Here is a 22,614-nt window from a genome sequence, read left to right as displayed (position 1 = left end):
TTTACCGGCTCCTCTCACCAGGGCATTGTGACTTAAAATTGTGAGCGCTTCGCAAAAGAGGTCATTATGTCTGTCGCATCCCCGCACTCTCTTCATTCTGTTTTAGCTCGTCGCGACTGGGAAAACCCCGGCGTTACTCAATGGCATCGGCTGGATGCCCACGCGCCGTTTCACAGCTGGCGCGATGAAATGCAGGCTCGCGATGAGCAGCCACCTTCGCACAAGCGGTTACTGAACGGCGACTGGCAGTTCCACTTTTTCACGGCGCCAGAGCAGGTTCCTGAACACTGGATAACAGAAGAGTGTGCTGAGGCTATCACCACGCCGGTGCCGTCAAACTGGCAGATGCAGGGCGTTGATACGCCGATCTACACCAACGTCACCTACCCGATCATCGTCAATCCCCCGTTTGTGCCCGCCGAGAACCCGACAGGTTGTTACTCGCTCACATTTGAGGTGGATGAAGAGTGGCTTAAGAGCGGCCAAACGCGCATCGTTTTTGACGGTGTGAACTCGGCGTTTTATCTCTGGTGCAACGGCGAGTGGGTGGGGTATTCCCAGGACAGCCGCCTGCCGGCGGAGTTCGATCTTACACCTGTGCTGAAACCCGGCAGTAATCGCCTGGCGGTGCTGGTGTTGCGCTGGTGCGACGGGAGTTATCTGGAAGACCAGGATATGTGGCGGATGAGCGGGATTTTCCGCGACGTGTCGCTCCAGCATAAACCGGCCACTCACATTGCCGATTACCACTACGTCACCGAACTGAATGCGGATTACGATCGCGCAAAATTGCAGGTGGAAGTGGCCCTCGGCGGCGAGGCAGTGGCCGACAGCGAAGTCGTGCTAACGCTCTGGCAGGATGATGAACCGGTCGCGACGACGACTGCCCGTCCTGGCTCTGCGATTGTTGATGAGCGCGGCAACTGGGCCGAGCGTTTACATATCACTCTGCCGGTGGACCGCCCGGCGCTGTGGAGTGCCGAAACGCCCGCGCTTTATCGTCTGACGCTCGTTCTGCGTGACGGGCAGGGAAATCTGCTGGAAGTGGAGGCCTGCGATGTCGGTTTCCGTCGCGTGGAGATCAGCAATGGCCTGCTGAAAGTCAACGGTCAGCCGCTGCTGATCCGTGGGGTGAACCGCCACGAGCACCATCCCGAAAACGGCCAGGTGATGGATGAAGCGACCATGCGCCGCGATATCGAGCTGATGAAGCAGCATAACTTTAACGCCGTGCGCTGCTCGCACTACCCTAACCATCCGCTGTGGTATCGCCTGTGCGACCGCTACGGCCTGTATGTGGTGGACGAAGCGAATATTGAAACCCACGGCATGGTGCCGATGAGCCGTCTGGCGGACGATCCGCGCTGGCTGCCTGCCATGAGCGAGCGCGTCACGCGCATGGTGCAGCGCGACCGCAATCATCCGTCGATCATCCTCTGGTCGCTGGGCAATGAGTCCGGCCACGGCGCCAATCACGATGCGCTCTATCGCTGGATCAAAACCACCGATCCGACGCGTCCGGTCCAGTATGAGGGCGGCGGGGCAAATACCGCCGCGACGGATATCGTCTGCCCGATGTACGCCCGCGTCGATCAGGATCAACCGTTCCCGGCGGTGCCAAAATGGTCGATTAAAAAGTGGATCGGGATGCCGGATGAAACGCGCCCGCTGATCCTCTGCGAGTACGCCCACGCGATGGGCAACAGCTTTGGCGGGTTTGCCAAATACTGGCAGGCATTCCGCACCCATCCGCGCCTGCAGGGCGGGTTCGTCTGGGACTGGGTGGATCAGGCGTTAACCAAAAAAGACGAAAATGGCCAGGCGTTCTGGGCCTACGGCGGTGATTTTGGCGATACGCCGAATGATCGTCAGTTTTGCCTGAACGGGCTGGTATTCCCGGATCGCACGCCGCATCCGGCGCTGTTTGAAGCTCAGCGCGCCCAGCAATTTTTCACTTTCACGCTGGTGAGCACTTCGCCGCTGGTGGTGGACGTGCACAGCGATTATCTGTTCCGTCACAGCGATAACGAATCCCTGCGCTGGTGCATCATGCGTGACGGCGACGAGGTGGCGAGCGGAGAAGTGCCGCTGTCCGTTGCGCCGCAAGGCACCCAGCGCATTGATATGGCTTTGCCTGAACTGGCCGCTGCACCGGGCGAAGTCTGGCTGAATCTCGACGTATTCCAGACGGCAGCAACCCACTGGTCGCCCGCTAATCATCGCTGCGCCTGGGATCAATTCCCGCTGCCTGCGCCGTTGTCTGTGTCAGTGCCGGTTGCCGGACAGGTAAAACCGCAGCTGACGGTTAACGACGAAGTGCTGGAAGTGAGCCACCTGGATCAACGCTGGCATTTCGATCGCGCCAGCGGAAATCTGGTCCAGTGGTGGAACCGCGGTACGCAAACAATGCGCTCGCCGCTCATCGACAACTTTACCCGCGCGCCGCTGGATAACGATATTGGCGTCAGCGAAGCGACGCGCATCGATCCGAATGCCTGGGTGGAACGCTGGAAAGCGGCGGGAATGTATAACCTCGTGCCGCGCGTGTTGCAGTGCGAAGGCGAGCAGCGTGCGCAAGAGGTGGCGATTACCACGCTTCATGCCTGGGAGTTTAACGGCAAAACGCTGTTCATGAGCCGGAAAGTCTGGACCATTGACATCCACGGTGTGCTGCAAGGTGATGTGCAGATTCAGGTGGCAAGTGATATTCCACAGCCGGCGCGCATTGGCCTGAGCTGCCAGCTGGCAGAGGCGTCGGCGTCCGCAAGCTGGCTGGGGCTCGGACCGAATGAGAACTACCCGGACCGAAAACTGGCGGCGCGACAGGGGCGCTGGACGCTGCCGCTGGAGGCGCTGCACACGCCCTATATCTTCCCGACGGAAAACGGCCTGCGCTGCGATACCCGCGAACTGACATTTGGCGCGCACCAGCTGCAGGGCCATTTCCACTTTGCGCTCAGCCGCTACAGTCAGCAGCAGCTGCGCGACACCACGCATCATCATCTGCTGATCGAGGAGCCGGGCTGCTGGCTGTCTCTCGACGCATTCCATATGGGCGTGGGCGGGGATGACTCGTGGAGCCCAAGCGTTTCGCCGGAGTTTATCCTCGCAGAACGGTCACTGCGTTACGCGTTTAGTTGGCGACAGGACTAAACTTAAATCCGTCAGAGGCGGCCACACCAGGTGGCCGCATGATCACTTCGGAGGTTTGACTCATGAAGTATGTTGATGGTTTTGTGGTCGCTGTTCCCGCGGAAAATAAGGAGGCTTATCGCGAGATGGCAGCAAAAGCGGCCCCGCTGTTTAAAGAATTTGGCGCGACACGGATCGTGGAGTGCTGGGCTGACGATGTTCCCGATGGAAAGCTCACCGATTTTCGCATGGCGGTGAAAGCGGAAGAGGGCGAAGAGGTCGTCTTTAGCTGGATTGAATATCCGTCAAAAGAGGTTCGCGATAAAGCTAACCAGCAGATGATGGCCGACCCGCGCATGAAAGAGTTCGGCGAGTCGATGCCCTTTGACGGTAAAAGGATGATCTACGGCGGATTTGCGCCGCTGCTGGATGAGTAATCCGTGCGCCCGGCGAGGCTCGCCGGGCATTACTCTGGATCGAGGTTATTCTCTGCCCACAGTATGAACTCAATTTTTGGCAAGGCCTTGCTGTACAACCAGCCCTGCCCGTACTGCACGCCGTGGCGGCGCAGCCACTCAAGCTGTCCTTCTGTTTCAATCCCTTCGGCCACCATCGCCAACTTCAGCGATTTAGCCATTTCGATAATGTGCGGCGTAACGTTTTTGTACTCCAGTGCGTCCACGAACGACTTGTCAATTTTCAGGATGTCCACGTCCAGATCCTGCAGATAGCTGAGGCTGGAGTAGCCGGTGCCAAAATCGTCGATATGAATCGGGTGGCCTGAGCGGCGGAAGCTGGCAATCGCGGGCGCGCTCACCTTCGGATCGGCAAATCCGCGCTCGGTCAGTTCAAGGGCAATCTGCTGCGGTGTGATCTGCCAGTGGTTCAGCAGGCGGCTAAGCAGAGGCGGCAATTCAGTGCAAAACAGATCGGCGGGAGAGAGGTTGATCGAAATATGCTGATCCGGATTGTGGCGCAGCCATTCGCCCATATCTTCAAACACTTTCTCGAACACCAGGCGGGTAAGTCTGGAGGTTAATCCGGTCTGTTCGGCCAGCGGAATAAAGATGTTCGGCGACAGCATACTGCCGTCCGGCTGCGGCCAGCGGACCAGGGCTTCTGCGCCGGTAATCTTACCCGTATCCAGCGCCACAATGGGCTGATAATGCACCACCAGTTCGCGGGCGTTGATCGCATCCAACAGGCGATAGCGTGGCGACTGCAAACGGCGCAACACGCGCAGGATAAACGCGGCGGCCAGTAAACTGATGAGCGCACCAAACGGGAACCAGAAAAGCAGCTGCTGATGCCAGCTCGCTTTTAACGGTTTCAGGGAGGCCCAGGCGACCACGGCATAGCGTAATTCCGGTACCTCTTTGACCACATACATGAAGCCATCATGCTGCAGGCGCGTGAGATTCTGCGTATGGAGCTTTTTCCAGATCAGCGGGTCCAGCGGGTTGCTGCTGGCGAACACTCGATTACTGTCCTCGCCGACCAGCGCGGCATCAATCGGCCAGGAACCAAAGGGAATAACGTCAATCAGGGATGACGGGTCAATCACCACCATGTAGTGGCCTTTTCCCAGCATCAGCATGAAACGATTAACGTCCAGATCGTTTTGCGTCGTTAGCCAGGCGCGATAGCCATCGGCGGTGGTGCGCACAGGCGCAGGAAAAGGTACGGAGTTGCTGACCTGTTCCAGCGACGAGCAGATCGGCTTTTGGTCGACGACGTACATCACTTCCTGGACGTAACGCAGGGAGAACGCCACGCGGCGCATGTCGAGGAGATGTTCGTGACTACAGGGCGTGCTTTGCAGGGGCTGGAGTTGTTTTAAGGCGGTTTTTCCCTGGCTTACGACTTTATCTGCCCGGAGCAAGACGCGTGAGGAGTACCGGTCCAGCGCTTCGACGAAATTCTCTTCTGCCTGGCGGTGCGCCATCCAGACGCTCAGACAAATGGGGATCAGCACGGCAAAGATCAGAACACCAGTCACCAGACTGACCAGTTGGCGAGTTGTCATGCTAGGGTTTCCTTTCTGAGCCGCTGATTTACATTACCGCTAAATAATAATCTTATAGTATGCGGCAGAGTTTGATTTCATTCAGGTAAGGCTTATGAAAAAAAAAGAGTTTGTGACGCAAGATCTGCTGAGCAAAATTTACCAGGATACGACGCCCGGACCGCGTAAGCTGTCGCCGGAAAGACAGCTCGCCGAGGAGTACGGCGTGTCGCGTTTTACTATTCGCCAGGCGCTGGAAAAGCTGGTTAGCATCGGAGTGGTGCGGATTGTGCAGGGTTCGGGGATCTGGATCAACGAGCAGGCGCGCAATAACCCGCTGGTCTATAACTCGATCACGGAGAAACGCTTCGATCAGATCCGTTATCGGATGATCAGCCTGCATAAAACACGCCCGGACCGCGCCGCGCAGCAGATTTTTGGGCTAGACGAGGAGAGTTTTATCTGGCACTTCTGCCGCCTGCGCTACGTCGATGATGCGCCGGTACAGCTGGAGATCTCCAGCATGCCGGTGGCGGATTTTCCCGACCTTAACCAGCAGGCGATTGAGCGATCGATTCAGCAGTACGTGCTGAGCAAAGGTTTCACCATTTCCCACATGCTGACCACCTATCGCGCGGTGAGCGTCAGCCGCGAACAGGCGGTGATTCTGGGCTGCAAGAAGGGCAGCCCGGCGATGCATATTAATAATCGCGGTATTCTCGACGGAGGACGCGTGTTCGAGGTGAGCGATATTATCGACATCAACTACACCTGTACTTACGTCATCCCCTACAACCGCGACAACTTAACCTGGCGGCAAAATCAGGGTGTATGAATCGCCCCATCGGGCAGGCGGCTCTGCGTCCACTCATGCGGGCGGTAGACAACCGGATGCGCCAGGGCCAGCTCCTCGTTGAAGCCCACGCCGATTCCGGCGTTGACAGGCGGATAGACAAATCCCTCTTTTGCCACCGGTGCGCCAGGGAAAACCGCATCCGTGGTTTGCGAACGGGGAATGAACTCCTGAATCGCCGCATTATGCAGATGAATATTCAGATGGGTATTCACCGCTACGCCGATAGGCGTCATGTCGCCCGGCCCGTGCCACGCTAAACGCACGCCAAAAGCCTGACACAGATGCGCCAGTTTGATCGCCGGGGTGATCCCGCCGATCTGTGATACGTGACAGCGGATGAAGTCGATACGACGATTGACGATCAGGTCGTGCCATTCTGCCGGGTTGTTGAACAATTCCCCCATCGCCAGCGGTACGCAGCTTTGCTGGCGCACCTGTTCAAGCCAGGCGCTCTGCTGCGGCGGTAAAATATCTTCAATAAAATAGGGCTGGAACGGTTCGAGCAGTTTTGCCAGCTGAACGGCCTGCTGCGGGAACAGTCGCTCGTGGACGTCGTGTAAAATGTGCAGCTTCCAGCCATATTTTTCCCGCAGCGCGCGGAACATCTCGACGGTGTTCGCCATGTACTCCTGCTGATCGAACCAGGCGCCAGGCGTTGGATTATCCGGGGCGTGAAGTGCCGACGGCGTGCCGCCGTAAAAGCCAAGCTGACAGCGAATATGCCGGTAACCCTGCGCCAGCAGTGAATCCACGGAGGCGAACAGTTCTTCCATCGTTTCGCCGCTGGCGTGGCTGTAGGCGGGGATCGCATCGCGGGATTTGCCGCCCAGCAGTTGATAGAGCGGCATGCCTGCCAGCTGGCCTTTGATGTCCCACAGCGCCATATCGACACCCGATATCGCATTGTTCATCACCGGGCCATTACGCCAGTAGGCGTTGACGTTCATCATCTGCCACAGATCTTCGATATTGTTGGCATCGCGACCAATGAGCAGCGGTTTGAGGTACTCATCCACCAGGGTTTTGACCGCCAGCGGACGCTGCTGAAAGGTGGCGCAGCCGTGGCCGGTGATCCCCTGGTCGGTGGTGACACGTACCGTCACCAGATTATGTCGATCCGGGCGGGTAATAAAACATTCGATATTTTTAATCATCACAGGCGTCACGAAATAACTCCTTGGGGGCTCTGTGGGAATAGGTTATGGGGAATATCATCACCCTAAAAATGTTGGCGGGTAAACCGTTTTTTTGACTATTTATTTTGGTCAGTTATTTAACGGTAAAGTAATTAAAAACCAGACCAATTTTAGATTGATGAGGGTTTTTAGGCTTTTGTAGTGGCTAATTGTGAACGAAATCAAATTTTATTGGTTTGTTTTGTTGTGAGGGTTTAATTATCCTCATGGCAACATTAAAACGACAACAACATCCGGCAGGAGTCTTTATGGGGACGCAAGAAGCCATCAATAATATTATTCGTCTGGTCGGCGGCCAGGGGAATATAAATAAAGTCTGGCACTGCATGACGCGCTTACGCTTTGATCTGATTGACGATAATAAAGTCGATCAAAACGAGATTAAAAAACTGCCAGGCGTGCTGGGTGCGCAGCTGCAAAGCGATCAGTTTCAGGTGATTATCGGACCGAAGGTGAACAGCTGGTACGAGCAAATGCTCAGCGTGCTGGGCAATAACGACACCGCGACGCCTGCGGCGACAAAAGGGCGTAAGAGCTTGGTGTCGCTGTTTATGGACACGGTGTCGGGCGTGTTTGGCCCGATCGTACCGGCGATTGCCGGGGCAGGGATGATTAAAGGTCTGCTGGCCGGGCTTATCGCCCTGAAAGTTGTTTCGGCGAAAAGCGACACGGTGATGGTGATCGATCTCATCGCCAGCGGCGTTTTTTACTTCCTGCCATTTTTCCTTGCCGTTTCGGCGGCGAAAATCTTTAAGACTAATGAATATCTGGCAGCGGCCGTTGCGGCCTGTCTGATGTATCCGTCGCTCATCGAGGCGGCGAAAGCGCTGGCCACGCATCAGGAGGGGGCGGTTAGCGCGATCTGGCTGCTGGATGTGATCCCGGTGTCGGTCTTTAACTATGCCTCCAGCGTGATCCCGGTGATTTTCTCTATTCTGGCTTTGAGCTACATCCACCGCTGGGTGGACAGCATCATGCCCGACGTACTGAAAACGGTCTTTACCCCGACGCTGACGCTGTTCCTCGGCGCACTGGCCGCGCTGGTAGTGATCGGGCCGATTGGCATCTGGCTCGGTAAAGGACTGGCGCTGTTTATCGAAGGCTTGTTTGGCGTGTCGGCGAGTTTCGCCGGGCTGGTGGTCGGCGCGATTCGTCCGGTGGCGATCCTCACCGGCATGCACCATGCAATGACGCCTATCGCGCTGCAAAACTTCAGCGATCGCGGCTACGACATGCTGATGCCAATGATGTTTATGGCTAACATGGCGATTGCCGGGGCGACCTTTGCAATCTGGCGTATAAGCCGCGATCGCCAGGAGCGCACCGTGACCTTGTCTGCTGCCATTTCCGCTCTGCTCGGGATTACGGAACCGGCGCTGTTTGGGGTGCTGACGCGCTACAAAAAAGCGTTTATCGCCGCTACCGTCGCCAGCTCTCTGGCCTCAGCGTTTATCGCGTTCTTTGGCGTTCGTCTCTACGGCTACATTCTGTCGAGCATTTTCAGCCTGCCGGCCTATATCGGGCCTTACTTTATCTTTGCGCTCTCGGGCGTGGTGATAGCGTTGGTGCTGTCGTTTGTCCTGACGACCATGCTGGTGGGGAAAGAACAGGCGGAAGAAAAGTAAGCTAAACCCTCGCCTGACGGCGGGGGTTGTTTTTTGTTCGCGACTCGGATACCATTTTGTTATGTTATAACAAAACATGACGAGATGACCATGAAAGCTGATATCCATCCGTACTACCGCACCGTCGTTTTCCACGACACCAGTGCGAACGAATATTTTAAAGTAGGCTCGACCATTAAGACCGACCGCGAAATCGAACTCGACGGCGAGACGTTTCCGTACATCACCATCGAGGTGTCATCGAAATCGCACCCGTATTACACCGGTAAGCAGAAAACCTTCTCGACCGAAGGCAGCGCTGCCCGTTTCCGTCAGCGTTTTGGCGGTTTCATTAATGCGAAACGAGGTTAATCATGCAGGTACTTAACTCGCTGCGCAGTGCAAAACAGCGCCATCCGGACTGTCAGATTGTTAAACGCAAAGGCCGCCTGTACGTAATCTGCAAATCGAATCCGCGGTTTAAAGCGGTGCAGGGACGTAAGAAAAGACGTTAGTTCTGTAGCATTCGCCAATTTTCCAGGGACTTTATCTGCTTGCCGTCGGCGCTGAAATTGTCGGCGGCAAGCCAGTTCTGAAAGGCGCGATTCCGCGTCTCCCACTCTTTATCTATGATTGAAAACCAGTCCGTATCGCGGTTGTGGCCTTTGGCCACCAGCGCCTGACGAAAACGCCCTTCATACTGAAATCCTAAGCGCAGCGCCGCGCGCCGTGATGGCTCATTGAGGCTGTTACATTTCCACTCAACGCGACGATAGCCCAGCACCTCAAACACGTAATGCATCAGTAAATACTGGGCTTCTGTGGACATCGGCGTGCGGCTCAGCAGGGGGGAGAAATGGACATGACCCACTTCTACCACGCCGTTTTTCGGATCGATGCGCATCAGCGCCAGCGTGCCGACGGGAGCCTGAGTCTGATTGTCGATGACCGTGAAGTGAATCGGATCGGACAGTGTGCAGACGCTCTCAACCCATGCCGTAAACGCCTCTACGTTTGCATCCGGTTCACGCAACAGCCAGGTCCAGCTGCGGGTATCTTCCTCCAGCTGATAAGCGGCGAACAGCGCGGCGGCGTGTTCCGGGCGTAGCGGCGTTAAGGTGCAATAGCGTCCGTTTAGCTCCACGCGCTCTGGATGCGGTCGCGGCTGCCAGTCGATAAGTTCATCGCCCACTGGCTGACCAAACTGGTTGAATTGATTCATCTTGATTCCCGTTGGCTTAAAGAGAGCCTCAGAGTAAGAAAAATGTGGCTCTGTAAAAAGGTCCACATGAGTGTGTTATGGTGGTACCACGGAGGGCGAGATGAACATTCCAGGCGACGACTTTTACACACTCATCACCCACGCGCTGCAACGCCGTGGGGCAGAAACACTCCAGCGCACGCTGTATCGGGCATTGCGTGAGGCGATCCTGAGCGGCAGATTGCAGCACGAAAGCCGGTTACCCGGCTCCCGTCTGATCGCCCAACAGTTAGCGATTTCGCGTAATACGGTGAACGGCGCACTGGAACAGCTGACGCTGGAAGGTTATCTGCTGCGCAACCGACAGGGCACGCGGGTGGCGCATCTCGCGCACTGTCACGCCGGGCAGTCATCGCAAGCCCTGGACATCACCCTTGCGCGCCGGGTGGCGAATCTTCCTGCGCCGACACCGCGTGGTACCCCGGTGCCCGCATTTACCCCGGGTACGCCTGCGATCAACTATTTCCCGCTGCCTCTGTGGCGGCGTCTGTACGATCGGGTTCTGCGCGAAGAGGGCAGTGCGCTGTTGGGCTATGGTTCACCGGCGGGTGAGCTTACACTTCGTGAGGCGATTGCCCGTCATCTTGCGCTCTCGCGTGGCATCCAGTGTGACGCCAGCCAGATTGTGATCACCGAAGGGGCGCTGGAAGGCGTCAGTCTTTGTACCCAGCTGTTGAGTGAAACGGGAGATATCGCCTGGATTGAGGATCCGGGGTACGCCGGGGCGAAAAGCGTGTTTGCTAAATCGGGCCTGACGATGATAGGTTTGCCCGTCGATGAAGAGGGCATGCGTCTGGAAACCCATGCGCACTCACCCAAACTGATATTCACCTCGCCGTCGCACCAGTTTCCCTACGGGAGCGTGTTAAGTATTAACCGGCGGCTGGCGCTGCTGAACTTTGCCCGTCAGCACAATGCCTGGATTATCGAAGACGATTACGACAGCGAGTTTCGCTACAGCGGCGAACTGGTTCCGGCGATGATGGGGATGCAGGAGAACGCGCCGGTGGTGTATCTCGGGACGTTCAGTAAAACGCTCTTTCCGTCGCTGCGTACCGGATTTATGGTGCTCCCGAAGGCGTTAGCCCGCGCTGCGCACCCGGCCATCGGCTCGCTGCTGCGCGGTGGGCATCGCGCCGAACAGCGCACCCTGGCGTTGTTTATCGAAGAGGGGCACTACGCGCGCCATCTTGCAGCGATGCGCAGACTGTATCGCAAGCGCTACCGACAGCTACGCGAGGCGCTGGACGCTGAACTGCACGTTCCACATCGGGTGCTGGCCGGTGAGGGCGGTATGCATCTGACGGTTGCTATTGATGGTGTGGATGATAAAGCGATTGTGCATCAGGCAAGAGCCTTTCAGCTCGCACCGGCCGCCCTGAGCGGTTACTACCTTGATACAAAACAGGGACAAACCGGGCTGGTGCTGGGATACGGGAATACGTCAGCGTCGCAGTTTGCGCCTGGGATCAGGCGCTTGCAGACCCTGATTACGCAGTGGCAGGGCGAGAAAGGGTAAAGACGTCGTAGAACGACAGTTCACCTTTGGTGGAGATCATTTTCTGCAGTTTCGCCTTTTGCTCGTCTTCAACCTTTGGTGAATGCAAAATATTGCTGATCAGCTCCGACGGCACATAGCGCGTGTTGTACCACTCACCGTTATAGCAAACGCGGAAATCGAGTACATCGATATCTTCATAGCGATAGCGGGGATTAACGTCGAAAAAGAAAAAGCCGTTAAAGACGACGAAAAGCACCACCAGCAGCCAGACCGAGTCGATCAGCGTTTCTGACAGCAGCATAACGACCAGCGTCGCCAGCAGTGCGGCATACATCGCCAGGAACAGGCCAGGGTGTTTACGGATAAAGCTGATGCTAAAGCGCGGGCGATTATCGCGCTTTTCGCGGGCATTCAGATCGTCGATGGTTTCAGTAAGCAGGCGCTGTATCTCTGTCATTTATAACCTTCATGAATTTTGCAAAATACAGGGGATCTGCCCATTTTAGGGGAGCGGTGGGGGGGAAAGAAGTAACAGTTATGGGCATAAAAACCATAACAGTTACCAATTTCTGACTTAAAGCGTTTTGATGATCTTCGCCGGGTTACCCCCGACCACCACGTTATTCGGCACGTTTTTGGTGACCACCGCACCGGAAGCCACCACCACGTTATCGCCAATCGTGACGCCTGGGTTTATTACCGCGCGGCCACCGATCCACACATTATCACCGATGGTCACCGGTTTGCCTAATTCAGCGCCGCTGTTGCGTTCTGTGGCATCCAGGGGATGGGTGGCCGTGTAGATGTGCACGCCTGGCGCCAGCATACAGTTATCACCGATATGAATAGGGCAGACATCCAGCATCACGCAGTCGAAATTGGCGTAGAACGATTTACCGAGATAAATGTTATAGCCGTAATCGCAGCGAAAGCTTGGCTCGATATAGGTATCTTCTGCCTGGCCGAGAAGCTCCGTCAATATTGCCCGACGCTCAACTTTAGCATCGGGTTCCGTATGGTTATAACGATGAACCAGATGGCGCGCGCGCAGACGCTCTGCCCGCAATGTGTCATCAGAGGGGCGGTAAAGCTCACCGGCAATCATTTTCTGTTTTTCTTCACTCATGGGAAACCTCACGGGAACGTTCCCATTAAGCTGATGTGATGATAATCACAACATTGTTGCCGACGTGCACGTTTGAAACGATGGGTCTGTTTGCCACGCAGGGATCGTATATCGAAAGGTGAATTCAGCGTAAGAAGGTAATGATATAACCTCAAAACAAAGCACTACGTATTAACGGACAAATTTCCACACAGATACTGGGATTTTGTCATACAGTTTATTCATCGTTAACTCTGCAAGGCGGTGGTCGGCTGCTGAATAAAATACAGCCAGTTCATGATCGGGAAGTTCATATTTATTCTTTTCAATAACACGCTCCAGGGTGTCCAGTGACTGGCAGCGTCGCAAGCGCATCAAATAATCTGTCTTTGTTAATGGTTTATCAGACATAAATTCACCTTAGTAATTGTAATAATTTTAACATGAATGACTGACCGGGTTAGCTCTGCTCGCGTTGATGAAACAACGGAATAGGCGGTTTCCCGATTTACGCCATTTTTGCAAATCTTGTGTGTTAATGCCGTAACTGCTGAACAACATAAAGGTGTCGTCCAGATATTCATCAATTTGCTCAATCAATTTATTATCTTCATTGTACTTAATTTTATAATTAAGTGCGAAGGTTGCTATATGCTCTATGAGTTCATTTAGCTGCAAATTGATTGCGGAGGTCGGATCATTAACCCAGCCATGGTTACTTTCATCAAGATTGGCAAGGCAGTCATGGTACAAGGATTCGCAGAGAAATTTCAACTGCGCGATATCATGCCTTTTTGGCGAGTATTCGTCCATAGCGCATCCCCTTTTGAGTGATTCTTTACTCACCCGAGCAACGCTGTCGGGATGGATACAACTAGCTTACCTTAACGGGTGCTGTTTCCTGATGTCTTTAACTATAAGCCATGCTGATCAAGATTTCACCGCGCTATTACGAAAAATTACAATTAAAACGTCAGCTGCCGTTCGTCTCTGAATCTCCCTCATTCACGGTGCCAATTTTATCTAAATCATAGCTGAAATTTTGTCGGCTACCTTAGGATTCATCATGTTAGCTAAAACTTACACGTGAATTGTGGAATCCCAAATCTTCCTCATTACCTAAAACCGCCAGGAATAATCCTAATATCTTTAGGGCAAACGAAATAATTAAATAATTGCCGTAAGGATTAACGATGACTTTAAACAACAGAAGTTCAATGCGGTGACATAAAATAAATAAACGAACAATAAGCGTAATTTATGATTTTCGTCAGATAAAGAAAAAGGCCGCAATTTGCGGCCTTTTTAGCATGTGAAACCGGTATCAGTGATGATCTACTGAGTGACTGTGTTCCACATCTTCATTCTTGCGGCTAAAGCGGCGGCGTACCACCACGAAGAACACCGGAACGAAGAAGATAGCCAGTACGGTTGCGGTAATCATCCCGCCCATTACGCCGGTACCCACGGCGTTCTGCGCGCCGGAACCCGCACCGGTACTGATAACCAGCGGCATTACCCCGAGGATAAACGCCAGGGAGGTCATCAGGATTGGACGCAGACGCATACGTACCGCTTCCAGCGTGGCCTCAACGAGACCTTTGCCCTCTTTATCCATCAGATCTTTGGCGAATTCGACGATAAGTATCGCGTTCTTCGCCGACAAGCCAATGGTTGTCAGCAGGCCCACCTGGAAGTAAACGTCGTTGGTCAGGCCACGGAATGTCGCGGCCAGCAGCGCACCGATAACACCCAGTGGTACCACCAGCATGACGGAGAACGGAATCGACCAGCTCTCGTACAATGCTGCCAGACACAAGAACACCACAATCAGAGAGATGGCGTACAGGGCAGGGGCCTGGTTGCCGGACAGACGTTCCTGATAGGACATCCCCGTCCAGTCGTAGCCGATGCCGGAAGGCAGTTTCGCCGCCAGTTCTTCCATCAGGTTCATCGCTTCACCGGTACTTCTGCCTGGTGCCGCCTGACCAAGGATTTCCATCGATGGTAAGCCGTTGTAACGCTCCAGACGCGGTGAACCGTATTCCCAACGTGAAGTAGAGAAGGCGGAGAACGGAACCATCTGACCTTCGCTGCCACGCACATACCAGTTGTTGATATCGTTCGGCAACATACGGTACTGCGCTTCAGACATCACGTACACTTTCTTCACTCGACCGCGGTCGATGAAGTCGTTGACGTAGCTACCGCCCCAGGCTGCGCCCAGTGTGGTATTGATGTCGCTGATAGACACGCCCAGCGCCTGTGCTTTTTCCTGGTCGATATCGATCTTGTACTGCGGGGTATCTTCCAGGCCGTTAGGACGCACGCCGACCAGCAGATCAGGGTGTTTCGCCACTTCGCCAAACAGCTGGTTACGAGCCTGAGTCAGTTTCTCGTGACCCAAACCGCCCTGGTCGATCAGCTGGAAGTCGAAGCCGGTCGCCGTACCCAGTTCGACGATCGCTGGCAGGTTAAAGGCGAATACCATCGCATCTTTAATCTGCGAGAAGGTTCCCATCGCACGCCCGGTGATCGCTTCGACTTTGTTCTCATCGCCTGGACGCTCGCTCCAGTCTTTCAGAGAAACGAAGGCGATACCGGTGTTCTGACCACGACCCGCAAAGCCAAAGCCGTTAACCGCAAACACGGATTCAACGTTCGCTTTCTCTTTGGTGAGGTAGTAGTTGGTCACTTCATCCAGCACTTTCTGGGTACGTTCTTGCGAGGCACCCGCCGGAAGCTGTGCCATCGTCAGGAACACGCCCTGGTCTTCATCTGGCAGGAAGGAGCTTGGCAGACGAACGAACAGGAATGCCATGCCCACGACGATAATGATATAGAGCAGCAGATAACGACCAGTACTGCGCAGAATGTTGCCTACGCTGTCGGTGTAATGGTGCGTGCTCTTATCGAACATGCGGTTAAACCAGCCGAAGAAGCCTTTATGCTCGCCGTGGCCGCCTTTCTGAACAGGTTTCAGCATGGTGGCACAGAGGGCAGGGGTCAGAATCAACGCCACGAGAACCGACAGCGCCATTGCCGAAACAATGGTGATGGAGAACTGACGGTAAATCGCACCGGTTGACCCACCGAAGAAGGCCATCGGGATAAATACCGCAGACAGAACCATCGCGATGCCGACCAACGCGCCCTGGATCTGGCCCATGGATTTACGCGTCGCTTCCTTCGGCGGCAGCCCCTCTTCGGCCATCACACGCTCGACGTTTTCGACCACCACGATGGCGTCATCCACGAGCAAGCCGATGGCGAGCACCATCCCGAACATCGTCAGGGTGTTGATCGAGAAGCCGAATATCGCCAGTATTGCAAAGGTCCCCAACAGTACGACCGGAACGGCGATGGTTGGAATCAGCGTCGCGCGGAAGTTTTGCAGGAACAGGTACATAACCAGGAACACCAGGATGATCGCTTCGACCAGCGTTTTCACCACTTCGTGAATCGAGATTTTAACGAACGGTGTGGTGTCATACGGGTAAACGATTTTCAAACCTGACGGGAAGAACGGCTCCATTTTCGCCAGTTCAGCACGGATCGCGGTCGCGGTATCCAGGGCGTTCGCACCGGTCGCCAGTTTAATCCCCAGACCGGAAGCCGGCTGGCCGTTAAACTTCGCCACGATGTCATAGTTTTCACCGCCCAGCTCAACCTTCGCAACGTCGCGCAGGCGAACCTGAGAACCATCCTGATTGACCTTCAGCAGAATTTTGCTGAACTCATCGGCGGAGGTCAGACGGGTCTGCGCGATGATAGAGGCGTTCAACTGCTGCCCTTTCACCGGCGGTGTCCCACCTAACTGACCGGCTGCGACCTGGGCGTTCTGCGCTTTAATCGCGCTAATCACGTCGACAGGGGTCAGCTGGAAGTTGTTCAGTTTGTTCGGGTCCATCCAGATACGCATCGCGTACTGGGAACCAAACAGCTGAACGTCACCCACACCTGAAGTACGGCTGATGGCGTCCTTCATGTTTGCGCCCACGTAGTCGGAAATATCCTCCTGCGTCATGGTGCCGTTGGTGTTGATAACGCCGACAACCATCAGGAAGCTACTGGAGGATTTCTCCACGCTCACACCCTGCTGCTGGACTTCTTGCGGCAGTAACGGCATCGCCAGCTGCAGTTTGTTCTGCACCTGAACCTGCGCGATATCCGCATCTGTACCAGACTCGAAGGTCAGCGTGATCTGAACCGTACCGGTTGAGTCACTGTTGGAGGACATGTACATCAGGTTATCGATACCGTTCATGTTCTGTTCGATAACCTGAGTCACGGTGTCCTGCACCGTTTTTGCATCAGCCCCAGGATAGGTCGCGGTGATCGAAACTGCTGGCGGCGCAATCGTTGGATATTGCGCTACGGGCAGCTTCAGGATCGCCAGTCCCCCTGCAAGCATGATGATGATGGCGATCACCCACGCAAATATGGGGCGATCGATAAAGAAATTAGGCATGTCTTAACGGCTCCTGTTTAAGTTAAGACTTGGTTTGTTCTGACTGGCCACCGGCTGCGGCTTGTTGTTTATCGTCAGATTTGACTTCCTGCGCTTTCACCTGCGCGCCAGGACGTACTTTTTGCAAACCAGTGACAATCACGCGATCGCCATCTTTCAAACCGTCCGTCACCAGCCATTTGTCGCCAATCGCCTGCGTAGCAGTGATTTGACGCGTTTCGACTTTGTCATCCGCACCTACAACCAGCGCGCTGGCATCACCGCGTGGCGTACGTGTTACGCCCTGCTGTGGCACCAGAAGTGCGGTTGGGTTGGTGCCTTCTTCAAGACGGGCACGCACGAACATACCTGGCAACAGCGTGTGGTCAGGGTTCGGGAAGATTGCGCGTAAGGTGATAGAACCGGTGGTTTGATCGACGGTCACGTCAGAGAATTCCAGCGCGCCAGCCTGTGGGAATTTGATGCCGTCGCTGGTCACCAGCTCCACTTTTGCTTTGCCGTTTTCTTGCTTCAGCGCACCGCTTGCCAGCTCTTGTTTCAGACGCAGGAAATCGTTGCTGGACTGCGTAACATCAACATAGATCGGATCAAGCTGCTGCACGGTAGCCAACGCAGTGGCCTGACCGTTCTGTACCAGCGCACCTTCGGTGACAGCTGATTTACCAATGCGACCGCTGATAGGGGAGGTCACTTTGGTGTACGCCAGGTTAATGCGTGCCGTTTCAACAGCGGCTTTTGCAGCGAGTACCGCAGCGTTAGCCTGTTGAGAATCGGCCAGCGCCGTGTCGTAATCCTGTTGGCTGATGTACTGCGTGCCGAGCAGCTTTTTATAACGGTTCAGGGTCACCTGAGAAATTTTGGCTGCCGCTTCGGCTTTCGCCAGGTCACCTTTCGCACTGTCGTACGAGGCCTGATAGGTTGCCGGATCAATCTGATACAGAGAAACACCCGCTTTGATATCACTACCCTCGGTGAAGTTACGTTTCAGGATAATGCCGCTAACCTGAGGACGAACTTCCGCAACGCGGTAAGCGCTTGTACGGCCTGGTAATTCTGTGGTGATTTGAAGAGGTTCAGTTTTCAGCGTAACGACACCTACTTCTGGCATCTGCTGTGCTCCTTGTTGAGCCTGTTTCTCATCACATCCTGTAAGCGCTAAGCCGCCTGAGAGCATCAGAACGATCGCCAGAGGCGTTAACCCTCTGTTTTTGTTCATATGTAAACCTCGAGTGTCCGATTTCAAATTGATCAATGGATCAAAAGTCCGCAAACCCATTGCTGCGTTTATATTATCGTCGTGCTATGGTACATACATTCATAAATGTATGTAAATCTGACTCCTGTAAATTCATTGACGTATGGCACGAAAAACCAAACAACAAGCGCTTGAGACACGTCAACACATCCTGGATGTGGCATTACGTCTGTTTTCGCAGCAGGGGGTTTCTTCAACCTCTCTGGCGCAGATTGCTCAGGCCGCTGGCGTCACACGGGGAGCGATTTACTGGCATTTCAAAAATAAGTCAGATTTATTCAGTGAAATTTGGGAGTTATCAGAATCCAGTATTACCGATCTTGAGACTGAGTATCGGGCAAAATTCCCTGACGATCCACTCTCAGTTCTGAGAGAAATTCTGGTCCATGTCCTTGAGGCGACAGTCATTGAAGAAAGACGCCGCCTGATGATGGAAATCATCTTCCATAAATGTGAGTTTGTCGGTGAAATGGCCGTAGTGCAACAGGCGCAGAGAAGCCTGTGTCTGGAGAGCTACGATCGCATCGAATATACTCTGAATCAATGCATTCAGGCGAATATGCTGCCGGAAAATTTACTGACCCGCCGCACCGCCATCCTGATGCGCAGCTATATCTCCGGGCTGATGGAAAACTGGCTGTTTGCCCCGCAGTCCTTTGACCTGAAAAAAGAAGCACGCAGCTACGTCGCCATTTTGCTGGAGATGTGCCAGTTCTGCCCGACGCTGCGGATGGAGCCGGGCGCGCTGCCGGCCTGATCGGCACCAGGAATTCTCCTGGAGGATTGCCTTCGCGCTATTCTGCTTTCACCTGCCGTGATATCCTTCGCACCAGACTATTCCCGGTCATTTCTGACATCAAATTCATCACTATGCTGCACTACACTCGCTCGCAAAACCCTGTTTTTGTCCTGATCTTCGCCGTGCTTTTTTTCTTCACTACGGCTTCTGCCGTTTACGCTCGCGCTGAGAATAACAGCGACGGGCCGACGCGTGCGGATGTTCAGTCTCAGCTGGATACGCTGAACAAACAAAAAGAGCTGACCCCGCAGGAAAAACTGATTCAGGCCGATCTGACCGAGACGCTCGAAACCCTTGATAAAATAGAGCGTGTTAAAACCGAAACCGCCCAGCTGCGTCAGAAAGTGGCTGAAGCGCCGGAAAAAATGCGGCAGGCGACCGCCGCGCTGAATGCCCTGAGCGACGTCGATAACGACGACGAAACCCGCAAAACCCTGGCCACGCTCTCGTTGCGCCAGCTTGAATCCCGCATGACTCAGGTGCTCGATGACCTGCAGACCGGGCAGAGCGATCTCGCCACTTACAACAGCCAACTGGTCTCGCTGCAAACCCAGCCGGAGCGCGTGCAGAATGCCATGTACTCGGCCTCTCAGCAGCTCCAGCAGATCCGCAACCGCCTGAATGGCACCACGCTCGGCGAGGGAGCGCTGCGCCCGACTCAGCAAACGTTGCTGCTGGCCCAGCAGACGCTGCTCAATGCGCAGATCGACCAGCAGCGCAAAAGCCTTGAAGGCAACACCATTTTGCAGGATACGCTGCAAAAGCAACGGGATTATGTCACCGCCAATATTAATCGTCTGGAACACCAGCTCCAGCTCCTGCAGGAAGCGGTCAACAGTAAGCGCCTGACGCTAACCGAAAAAACCGCGCAGGAAGCCGTCTCGCCGGATGAAACTACCCGCATCCAGAACAACCCGCTGGTGAAGCAGGAGCTGGATGTGAACCATCAGCTCAGCCAGCGCCTGATTCAGGCTACCGAAAGCGGTAACTCGCTGGTTCAGCAAAATATCAAAGTGAAGAACTGGCTGGATCGCGCCCTGCAGGCCGAACGCAATATTAAAGAACAGATCGCGGTGCTCAAGGGCAGCCTGCTGTTATCGCGCATTCTGTATCAGCAACAACAGACGCTGCCTTCCGCCGACGAGCTGGAAGACATGACCAACCGCATCGCGGATTTGCGTCTGGAGCAGTTTGAAATCAACCAGCAGCGTGATGCGCTTTTCCAGAGCGATGCGTTTGTCGCCAAAGTGGAAGAGGGGCACACCAGCGAAGTGAACGACGAAGTGCACGACGCGCTGTTGCAGGTGGTGGATATGCGCCGCGAGCTACTCGACCAGCTCAACAAACAGTTGGGCAACCAGCTGATGATGGCGATTAACCTGCAAATCAACCAGCAGCAGCTGGTGAGCGTGTCGAAAAGCCTGAAAGAGATCCTCACCCAGCAAATCTTCTGGGTTAACAGCAACAAACCGATGGACTGGGACTGGCTGAAGTCCTTCCCGGAGGCGCTGAAATCCCAGATCAAGAGCATGAAAATTACCGTGAACTGGGAGAAAGCCTGGCCTGCGGTAATGATTGCCTTCCTGGCCGGGCTGCCGCTGCTGCTGATTGCGGGGCTGATCCGCTGGCGTCTGGGCTGGCTCAAAAAATACCAGGCGAAGCTCGCCCATGAAGTCGGGCAACTGCGCAACGACAGCCAGCTCCATACGCCAAAAGCGATTCTCATCGATCTGATCCGCGCCCTGCCGGTGTGCCTGTTTATTCTGGCGGCGGGGCTGATACTGCTGACGATGCAGCTCAACATCAGCGATCTGCTGTGGGCGTTCAGTAAAAAACTGGCGCTGTTCTGGCTGGTGTTTGGCCTGTGCTGGAAAGTGCTGGAAAAAGACGGGGTGGCGGTGCGTCACTTCTCAATGCCGGAACAGCTCACCAGCCACTGGCGTCGCCAGATTGTGCGCGTGAGTCTGGCGCTGCTGCCGCTGCACTTCTGGTCCGTCGTGGCTGAACTTTCCCCGCTGCATCTGATGGATGACGTGCTGGGTCAGCTGGCGATTTTCCTCAACCTGCTGCTGATCGCCGTGCTGATGTGGCCAATGTGCCGCGACAGCTGGCGCGATAAAGAGTCGCATAATATTCGCCTGATCACCGTCACGGTGCTGGCGATTATTCCGCTGGCGCTGATGGTGCTCACCGCAACGGGCTACTTCTATACCACACTGCGCCTGTCGGGCCGCTGGATTGAAACCGTCTACCTGGTGATCCTCTGGAACCTGCTCTATCAGACGGTGCTGCGGGGGCTGAGCGTCGCGGCGCGCCGTATTGCCTATCGTCGCGCGCTGGCGCGTCGTCAGAATATGGTGAAGGAGGGCGCAGAAGGAGCGGAGCCACAGGAAGAGCCGACTATCGCGCTGGAGCAGGTCAACCAGCAGACGCTACGCATCACCATGCTGGTGATGGTGGCCCTGTTTGGCGTCATATTCTGGGCGATCTGGTCTGATTTAATCACCGTGTTTGCCTATCTCGACAGTATTACGCTGTGGCAATACAACGGCACCGAAGCCGGTGCGGCGGTGATGAAAAGCGTGACCATGGGCAGCCTGCTGTTCGCGCTGGTCTCATCGGTGGTGGCCTGGGCGTTAATCCGCAACTTACCGGGGCTGCTGGAAGTACTGGTGCTGTCGCGCCTGAACATGCGCCAGGGTTCGTCTTACGCCATCACCACTATTCTCAACTATGTGATTCTGGTGGTCGGGGCGATGACCGTCTTCGGCTCGCTGGGCGTCTCATGGGATAAACTGCAGTGGCTGGCCGCCGCTCTGTCGGTCGGTCTGGGCTTTGGTTTGCAGGAGATCTTCGGTAACTTCGTCTCCGGTCTGATCATTCTGTTCGAACGCCCGGTGCGTATCGGCGATACGGTCACCATTGGCACGTTCTCCGGGACGGTCAGCAAGATCCGCATCCGCGCGACGACAATTACCGACTTCGATCGCAAAGAGGTGATCATCCCGAACAAAGCCTTCGTCACGGAACGTCTGATCAACTGGTCGCTCTCCGATACCATCACCCGCGTGGTGATCCGCCTCGGCGTGGCGTACGGATCGGATCTGGATAAAGTGAAAGAGGTGCTGCTGCGGGCCGCAACGGAACATCCGAAAGTGATGCACGATCCCGCGCCGTCCGTCTTCTTTACCACCTTCGGGGCGAGCACCCTGGATCACGAGCTGCGTTTATACGTGCGAGAGCTGCGCGATCGCAGCTATGCGGTGGACGAACTGAACCGCACCATCGATCGTCTGTGCCGTGAAAACGACATTAATATCGCCTTCAACCAGCTTGAAGTGCATCTGCGCAACGAGAAGGGCGACGAGCATACGGAAGTGAAGCGCGAGATCAAAGGCGACGATCCAACACCAGCCTGATCGAACGCCT

General features: G+C 55.0%; 18 protein-coding genes. 9 read left to right on the top strand and 9 right to left on the bottom strand.

Annotation, left to right across the window (positions count from 1 at the left end; genetic code table 11):
• Positions 1-66: 66 nt before the first annotated feature.
• Together ABIE11_RS10330 and ABIE11_RS10325 are read left to right on the top strand one after the other, a co-directional pair.
• A complete protein-coding gene (locus ABIE11_RS10330; protein WP_429184447.1) occupies positions 67-3,153 on the top strand; it encodes a beta-galactosidase in 3,087 nt (1,028 codons plus the stop codon).
• A gap of 62 nt (positions 3,154-3,215) precedes the next feature.
• Entirely contained in the window at positions 3,216-3,569 is a 354-nt protein-coding gene (locus tag ABIE11_RS10325; protein ID WP_102104278.1) for a DUF1428 domain-containing protein, read from the top strand.
• Between the two features lie 29 nt (positions 3,570-3,598).
• Here the strand turns inward: ABIE11_RS10325 and ABIE11_RS10320 are convergent, their stop codons facing one another.
• Positions 3,599-5,158: an EAL domain-containing protein gene (locus tag ABIE11_RS10320; protein WP_129034621.1), complete on the bottom strand. Its 1,560-nt coding sequence runs from the start codon at positions 5,156-5,158 to the stop codon at positions 3,599-3,601.
• Between the two features lie 94 nt (positions 5,159-5,252).
• On the opposite strand from ABIE11_RS10320, the gene ABIE11_RS10315 reads away from it, so the two are divergent.
• Positions 5,253-5,972, top strand: coding sequence for a GntR family transcriptional regulator (locus ABIE11_RS10315; RefSeq protein WP_100777381.1), 720 nt, complete (start codon positions 5,253-5,255; stop codon positions 5,970-5,972).
• Here ABIE11_RS10315 and ABIE11_RS10310 read toward each other — a convergent pair.
• On the bottom strand, positions 5,960-7,159 hold the full coding sequence (locus ABIE11_RS10310; protein WP_429184446.1) for an enolase C-terminal domain-like protein: 1,200 nt from the start codon (positions 7,157-7,159) through the stop codon (positions 5,960-5,962). The genes ABIE11_RS10315 and ABIE11_RS10310 overlap by 13 nt on opposite strands.
• Before the next feature lie 278 nt (positions 7,160-7,437).
• Between ABIE11_RS10310 and ABIE11_RS10305 the strand changes: the two genes are divergently transcribed.
• The 3 genes from ABIE11_RS10305 (at position 7,438) to ykgO (ending at position 9,308) form a co-directional block, all read left to right on the top strand.
• Positions 7,438-8,814 carry a PTS transporter subunit EIIC gene (locus ABIE11_RS10305; protein ID WP_123429360.1) on the top strand — a complete coding sequence of 459 codons (1,377 nt, stop codon included), beginning with the start codon at positions 7,438-7,440 and terminating at the stop codon, positions 8,812-8,814.
• A 90-nt stretch (positions 8,815-8,904) separates the two neighbouring features.
• Positions 8,905-9,165, top strand: coding sequence for a type B 50S ribosomal protein L31 (locus ABIE11_RS10300; protein WP_095281030.1), 261 nt, complete (start codon positions 8,905-8,907; stop codon positions 9,163-9,165).
• A gap of 2 nt (positions 9,166-9,167) precedes the next feature.
• A complete protein-coding gene (gene ykgO, locus ABIE11_RS10295) occupies positions 9,168-9,308 on the top strand; it encodes a type B 50S ribosomal protein L36 (protein ID WP_003859006.1) in 141 nt (46 codons plus the stop codon).
• Here the strand turns inward: ykgO and ABIE11_RS10290 are convergent.
• Entirely contained in the window at positions 9,305-10,015 is a 711-nt protein-coding gene (locus tag ABIE11_RS10290; protein ID WP_429184445.1) for a GNAT family N-acetyltransferase, read from the bottom strand. The genes ykgO and ABIE11_RS10290 overlap by 4 nt on opposite strands.
• A gap of 100 nt (positions 10,016-10,115) precedes the next feature.
• On the opposite strand from ABIE11_RS10290, the gene ABIE11_RS10285 reads away from it, so the two are divergent.
• Positions 10,116-11,573, top strand: a complete 1,458-nt coding sequence (locus ABIE11_RS10285; protein WP_429184444.1) for a PLP-dependent aminotransferase family protein — start codon at positions 10,116-10,118, stop codon at positions 11,571-11,573.
• Here the strand turns inward: ABIE11_RS10285 and ABIE11_RS10280 are convergent.
• The 6 genes from ABIE11_RS10280 to acrA all read right to left on the bottom strand — a co-directional run bounded on the left by ABIE11_RS10280 (position 11,545) and on the right by acrA (position 18,347).
• A complete protein-coding gene (locus tag ABIE11_RS10280; RefSeq protein ID WP_100777376.1) occupies positions 11,545-12,012 on the bottom strand; it encodes a YlaC family protein in 468 nt (155 codons plus the stop codon). The genes ABIE11_RS10285 and ABIE11_RS10280 overlap by 29 nt on opposite strands.
• Positions 12,013-12,129: 117 nt before the next feature.
• Positions 12,130-12,681 (bottom strand): maltose O-acetyltransferase, encoded by a 552-nt coding sequence (gene maa / locus ABIE11_RS10275; RefSeq protein WP_429184443.1) that lies wholly within the window; start codon positions 12,679-12,681, stop codon positions 12,130-12,132.
• A 171-nt stretch (positions 12,682-12,852) separates the two neighbouring features.
• A complete protein-coding gene (locus ABIE11_RS10270) occupies positions 12,853-13,071 on the bottom strand; it encodes an HHA domain-containing protein (RefSeq protein ID WP_012016344.1) in 219 nt (72 codons plus the stop codon).
• Positions 13,072-13,098: 27 nt separating this feature from the next.
• A complete protein-coding gene (tomB, locus tag ABIE11_RS10265) occupies positions 13,099-13,473 on the bottom strand; it encodes an Hha toxicity modulator TomB (protein WP_100777374.1) in 375 nt (124 codons plus the stop codon).
• Positions 13,474-13,984: 511 nt separating this feature from the next.
• Complete coding sequence (acrB, locus tag ABIE11_RS10260; protein WP_100777373.1) at positions 13,985-17,131, bottom strand: multidrug efflux RND transporter permease subunit AcrB; 3,147 nt, start codon at positions 17,129-17,131, stop codon at positions 13,985-13,987.
• 22 nt (positions 17,132-17,153) lie between these two features.
• The gene (gene acrA, locus ABIE11_RS10255) at positions 17,154-18,347 is read right to left on the bottom strand and encodes a multidrug efflux RND transporter periplasmic adaptor subunit AcrA (RefSeq protein WP_100777372.1); all 1,194 of its coding nucleotides are present in this window, start codon (positions 18,345-18,347) and stop codon (positions 17,154-17,156) included.
• A 142-nt stretch (positions 18,348-18,489) separates the two neighbouring features.
• On the opposite strand from acrA, the gene acrR reads away from it, so the two are divergent.
• Positions 18,490-19,143, top strand: a complete 654-nt coding sequence (gene acrR / locus ABIE11_RS10250) for a multidrug efflux transporter transcriptional repressor AcrR (protein ID WP_100777371.1) — start codon at positions 18,490-18,492, stop codon at positions 19,141-19,143.
• Between the two features lie 107 nt (positions 19,144-19,250).
• Positions 19,251-22,604: a mechanosensitive channel MscK gene (gene mscK, locus ABIE11_RS10245; RefSeq protein WP_181827919.1), complete on the top strand. Its 3,354-nt coding sequence runs from the start codon at positions 19,251-19,253 to the stop codon at positions 22,602-22,604.
• Positions 22,605-22,614 lie beyond the last annotated feature (10 nt).

The organism is Lelliottia sp. 489 (genome assembly GCF_050435885.1).
GTDB lineage: Bacteria > Pseudomonadota > Gammaproteobacteria > Enterobacterales > Enterobacteriaceae > Enterobacter > Enterobacter nimipressuralis.
This window is presented reverse-complemented; position numbering and strand designations above follow the sequence as displayed.

Excerpts from the sequence above, each read along its gene's own strand:
- ABIE11_RS10330 (WP_429184447.1), top strand. The coding sequence starts at position 67 with ATGTCTGTCGCATCCCCGCACTCTCTTCATTCTGTTTTAGCTCGTCGC.
- ABIE11_RS10325 (WP_102104278.1), top strand. The coding sequence starts at position 3,216 with ATGAAGTATGTTGATGGTTTTGTGGTCGCTGTTCCCGCGGAAAATAAG.
- ABIE11_RS10320 (WP_129034621.1), bottom strand. The coding sequence starts at position 5,158 with ATGACAACTCGCCAACTGGTCAGTCTGGTGACTGGTGTTCTGATCTTT.
- ABIE11_RS10315 (WP_100777381.1), top strand. The coding sequence starts at position 5,253 with ATGAAAAAAAAAGAGTTTGTGACGCAAGATCTGCTGAGCAAAATTTAC.
- ABIE11_RS10305 (WP_123429360.1), top strand. The coding sequence starts at position 7,438 with ATGGGGACGCAAGAAGCCATCAATAATATTATTCGTCTGGTCGGCGGC.
- ABIE11_RS10300 (WP_095281030.1), top strand. The coding sequence starts at position 8,905 with ATGAAAGCTGATATCCATCCGTACTACCGCACCGTCGTTTTCCACGAC.
- ykgO (WP_003859006.1), top strand. The coding sequence starts at position 9,168 with ATGCAGGTACTTAACTCGCTGCGCAGTGCAAAACAGCGCCATCCGGAC.
- ABIE11_RS10290 (WP_429184445.1), bottom strand. The coding sequence starts at position 10,015 with ATGAATCAATTCAACCAGTTTGGTCAGCCAGTGGGCGATGAACTTATC.
- ABIE11_RS10285 (WP_429184444.1), top strand. The coding sequence starts at position 10,116 with ATGAACATTCCAGGCGACGACTTTTACACACTCATCACCCACGCGCTG.
- ABIE11_RS10280 (WP_100777376.1), bottom strand. The coding sequence starts at position 12,012 with ATGACAGAGATACAGCGCCTGCTTACTGAAACCATCGACGATCTGAAT.
- maa (WP_429184443.1), bottom strand. The coding sequence starts at position 12,681 with ATGAGTGAAGAAAAACAGAAAATGATTGCCGGTGAGCTTTACCGCCCC.
- ABIE11_RS10270 (WP_012016344.1), bottom strand. The coding sequence starts at position 13,071 with ATGTCTGATAAACCATTAACAAAGACAGATTATTTGATGCGCTTGCGA.
- tomB (WP_100777374.1), bottom strand. The coding sequence starts at position 13,473 with ATGGACGAATACTCGCCAAAAAGGCATGATATCGCGCAGTTGAAATTT.
- acrB (WP_100777373.1), bottom strand. The coding sequence starts at position 17,131 with ATGCCTAATTTCTTTATCGATCGCCCCATATTTGCGTGGGTGATCGCC.
- acrA (WP_100777372.1), bottom strand. The coding sequence starts at position 18,347 with ATGAACAAAAACAGAGGGTTAACGCCTCTGGCGATCGTTCTGATGCTC.
- acrR (WP_100777371.1), top strand. The coding sequence starts at position 18,490 with ATGGCACGAAAAACCAAACAACAAGCGCTTGAGACACGTCAACACATC.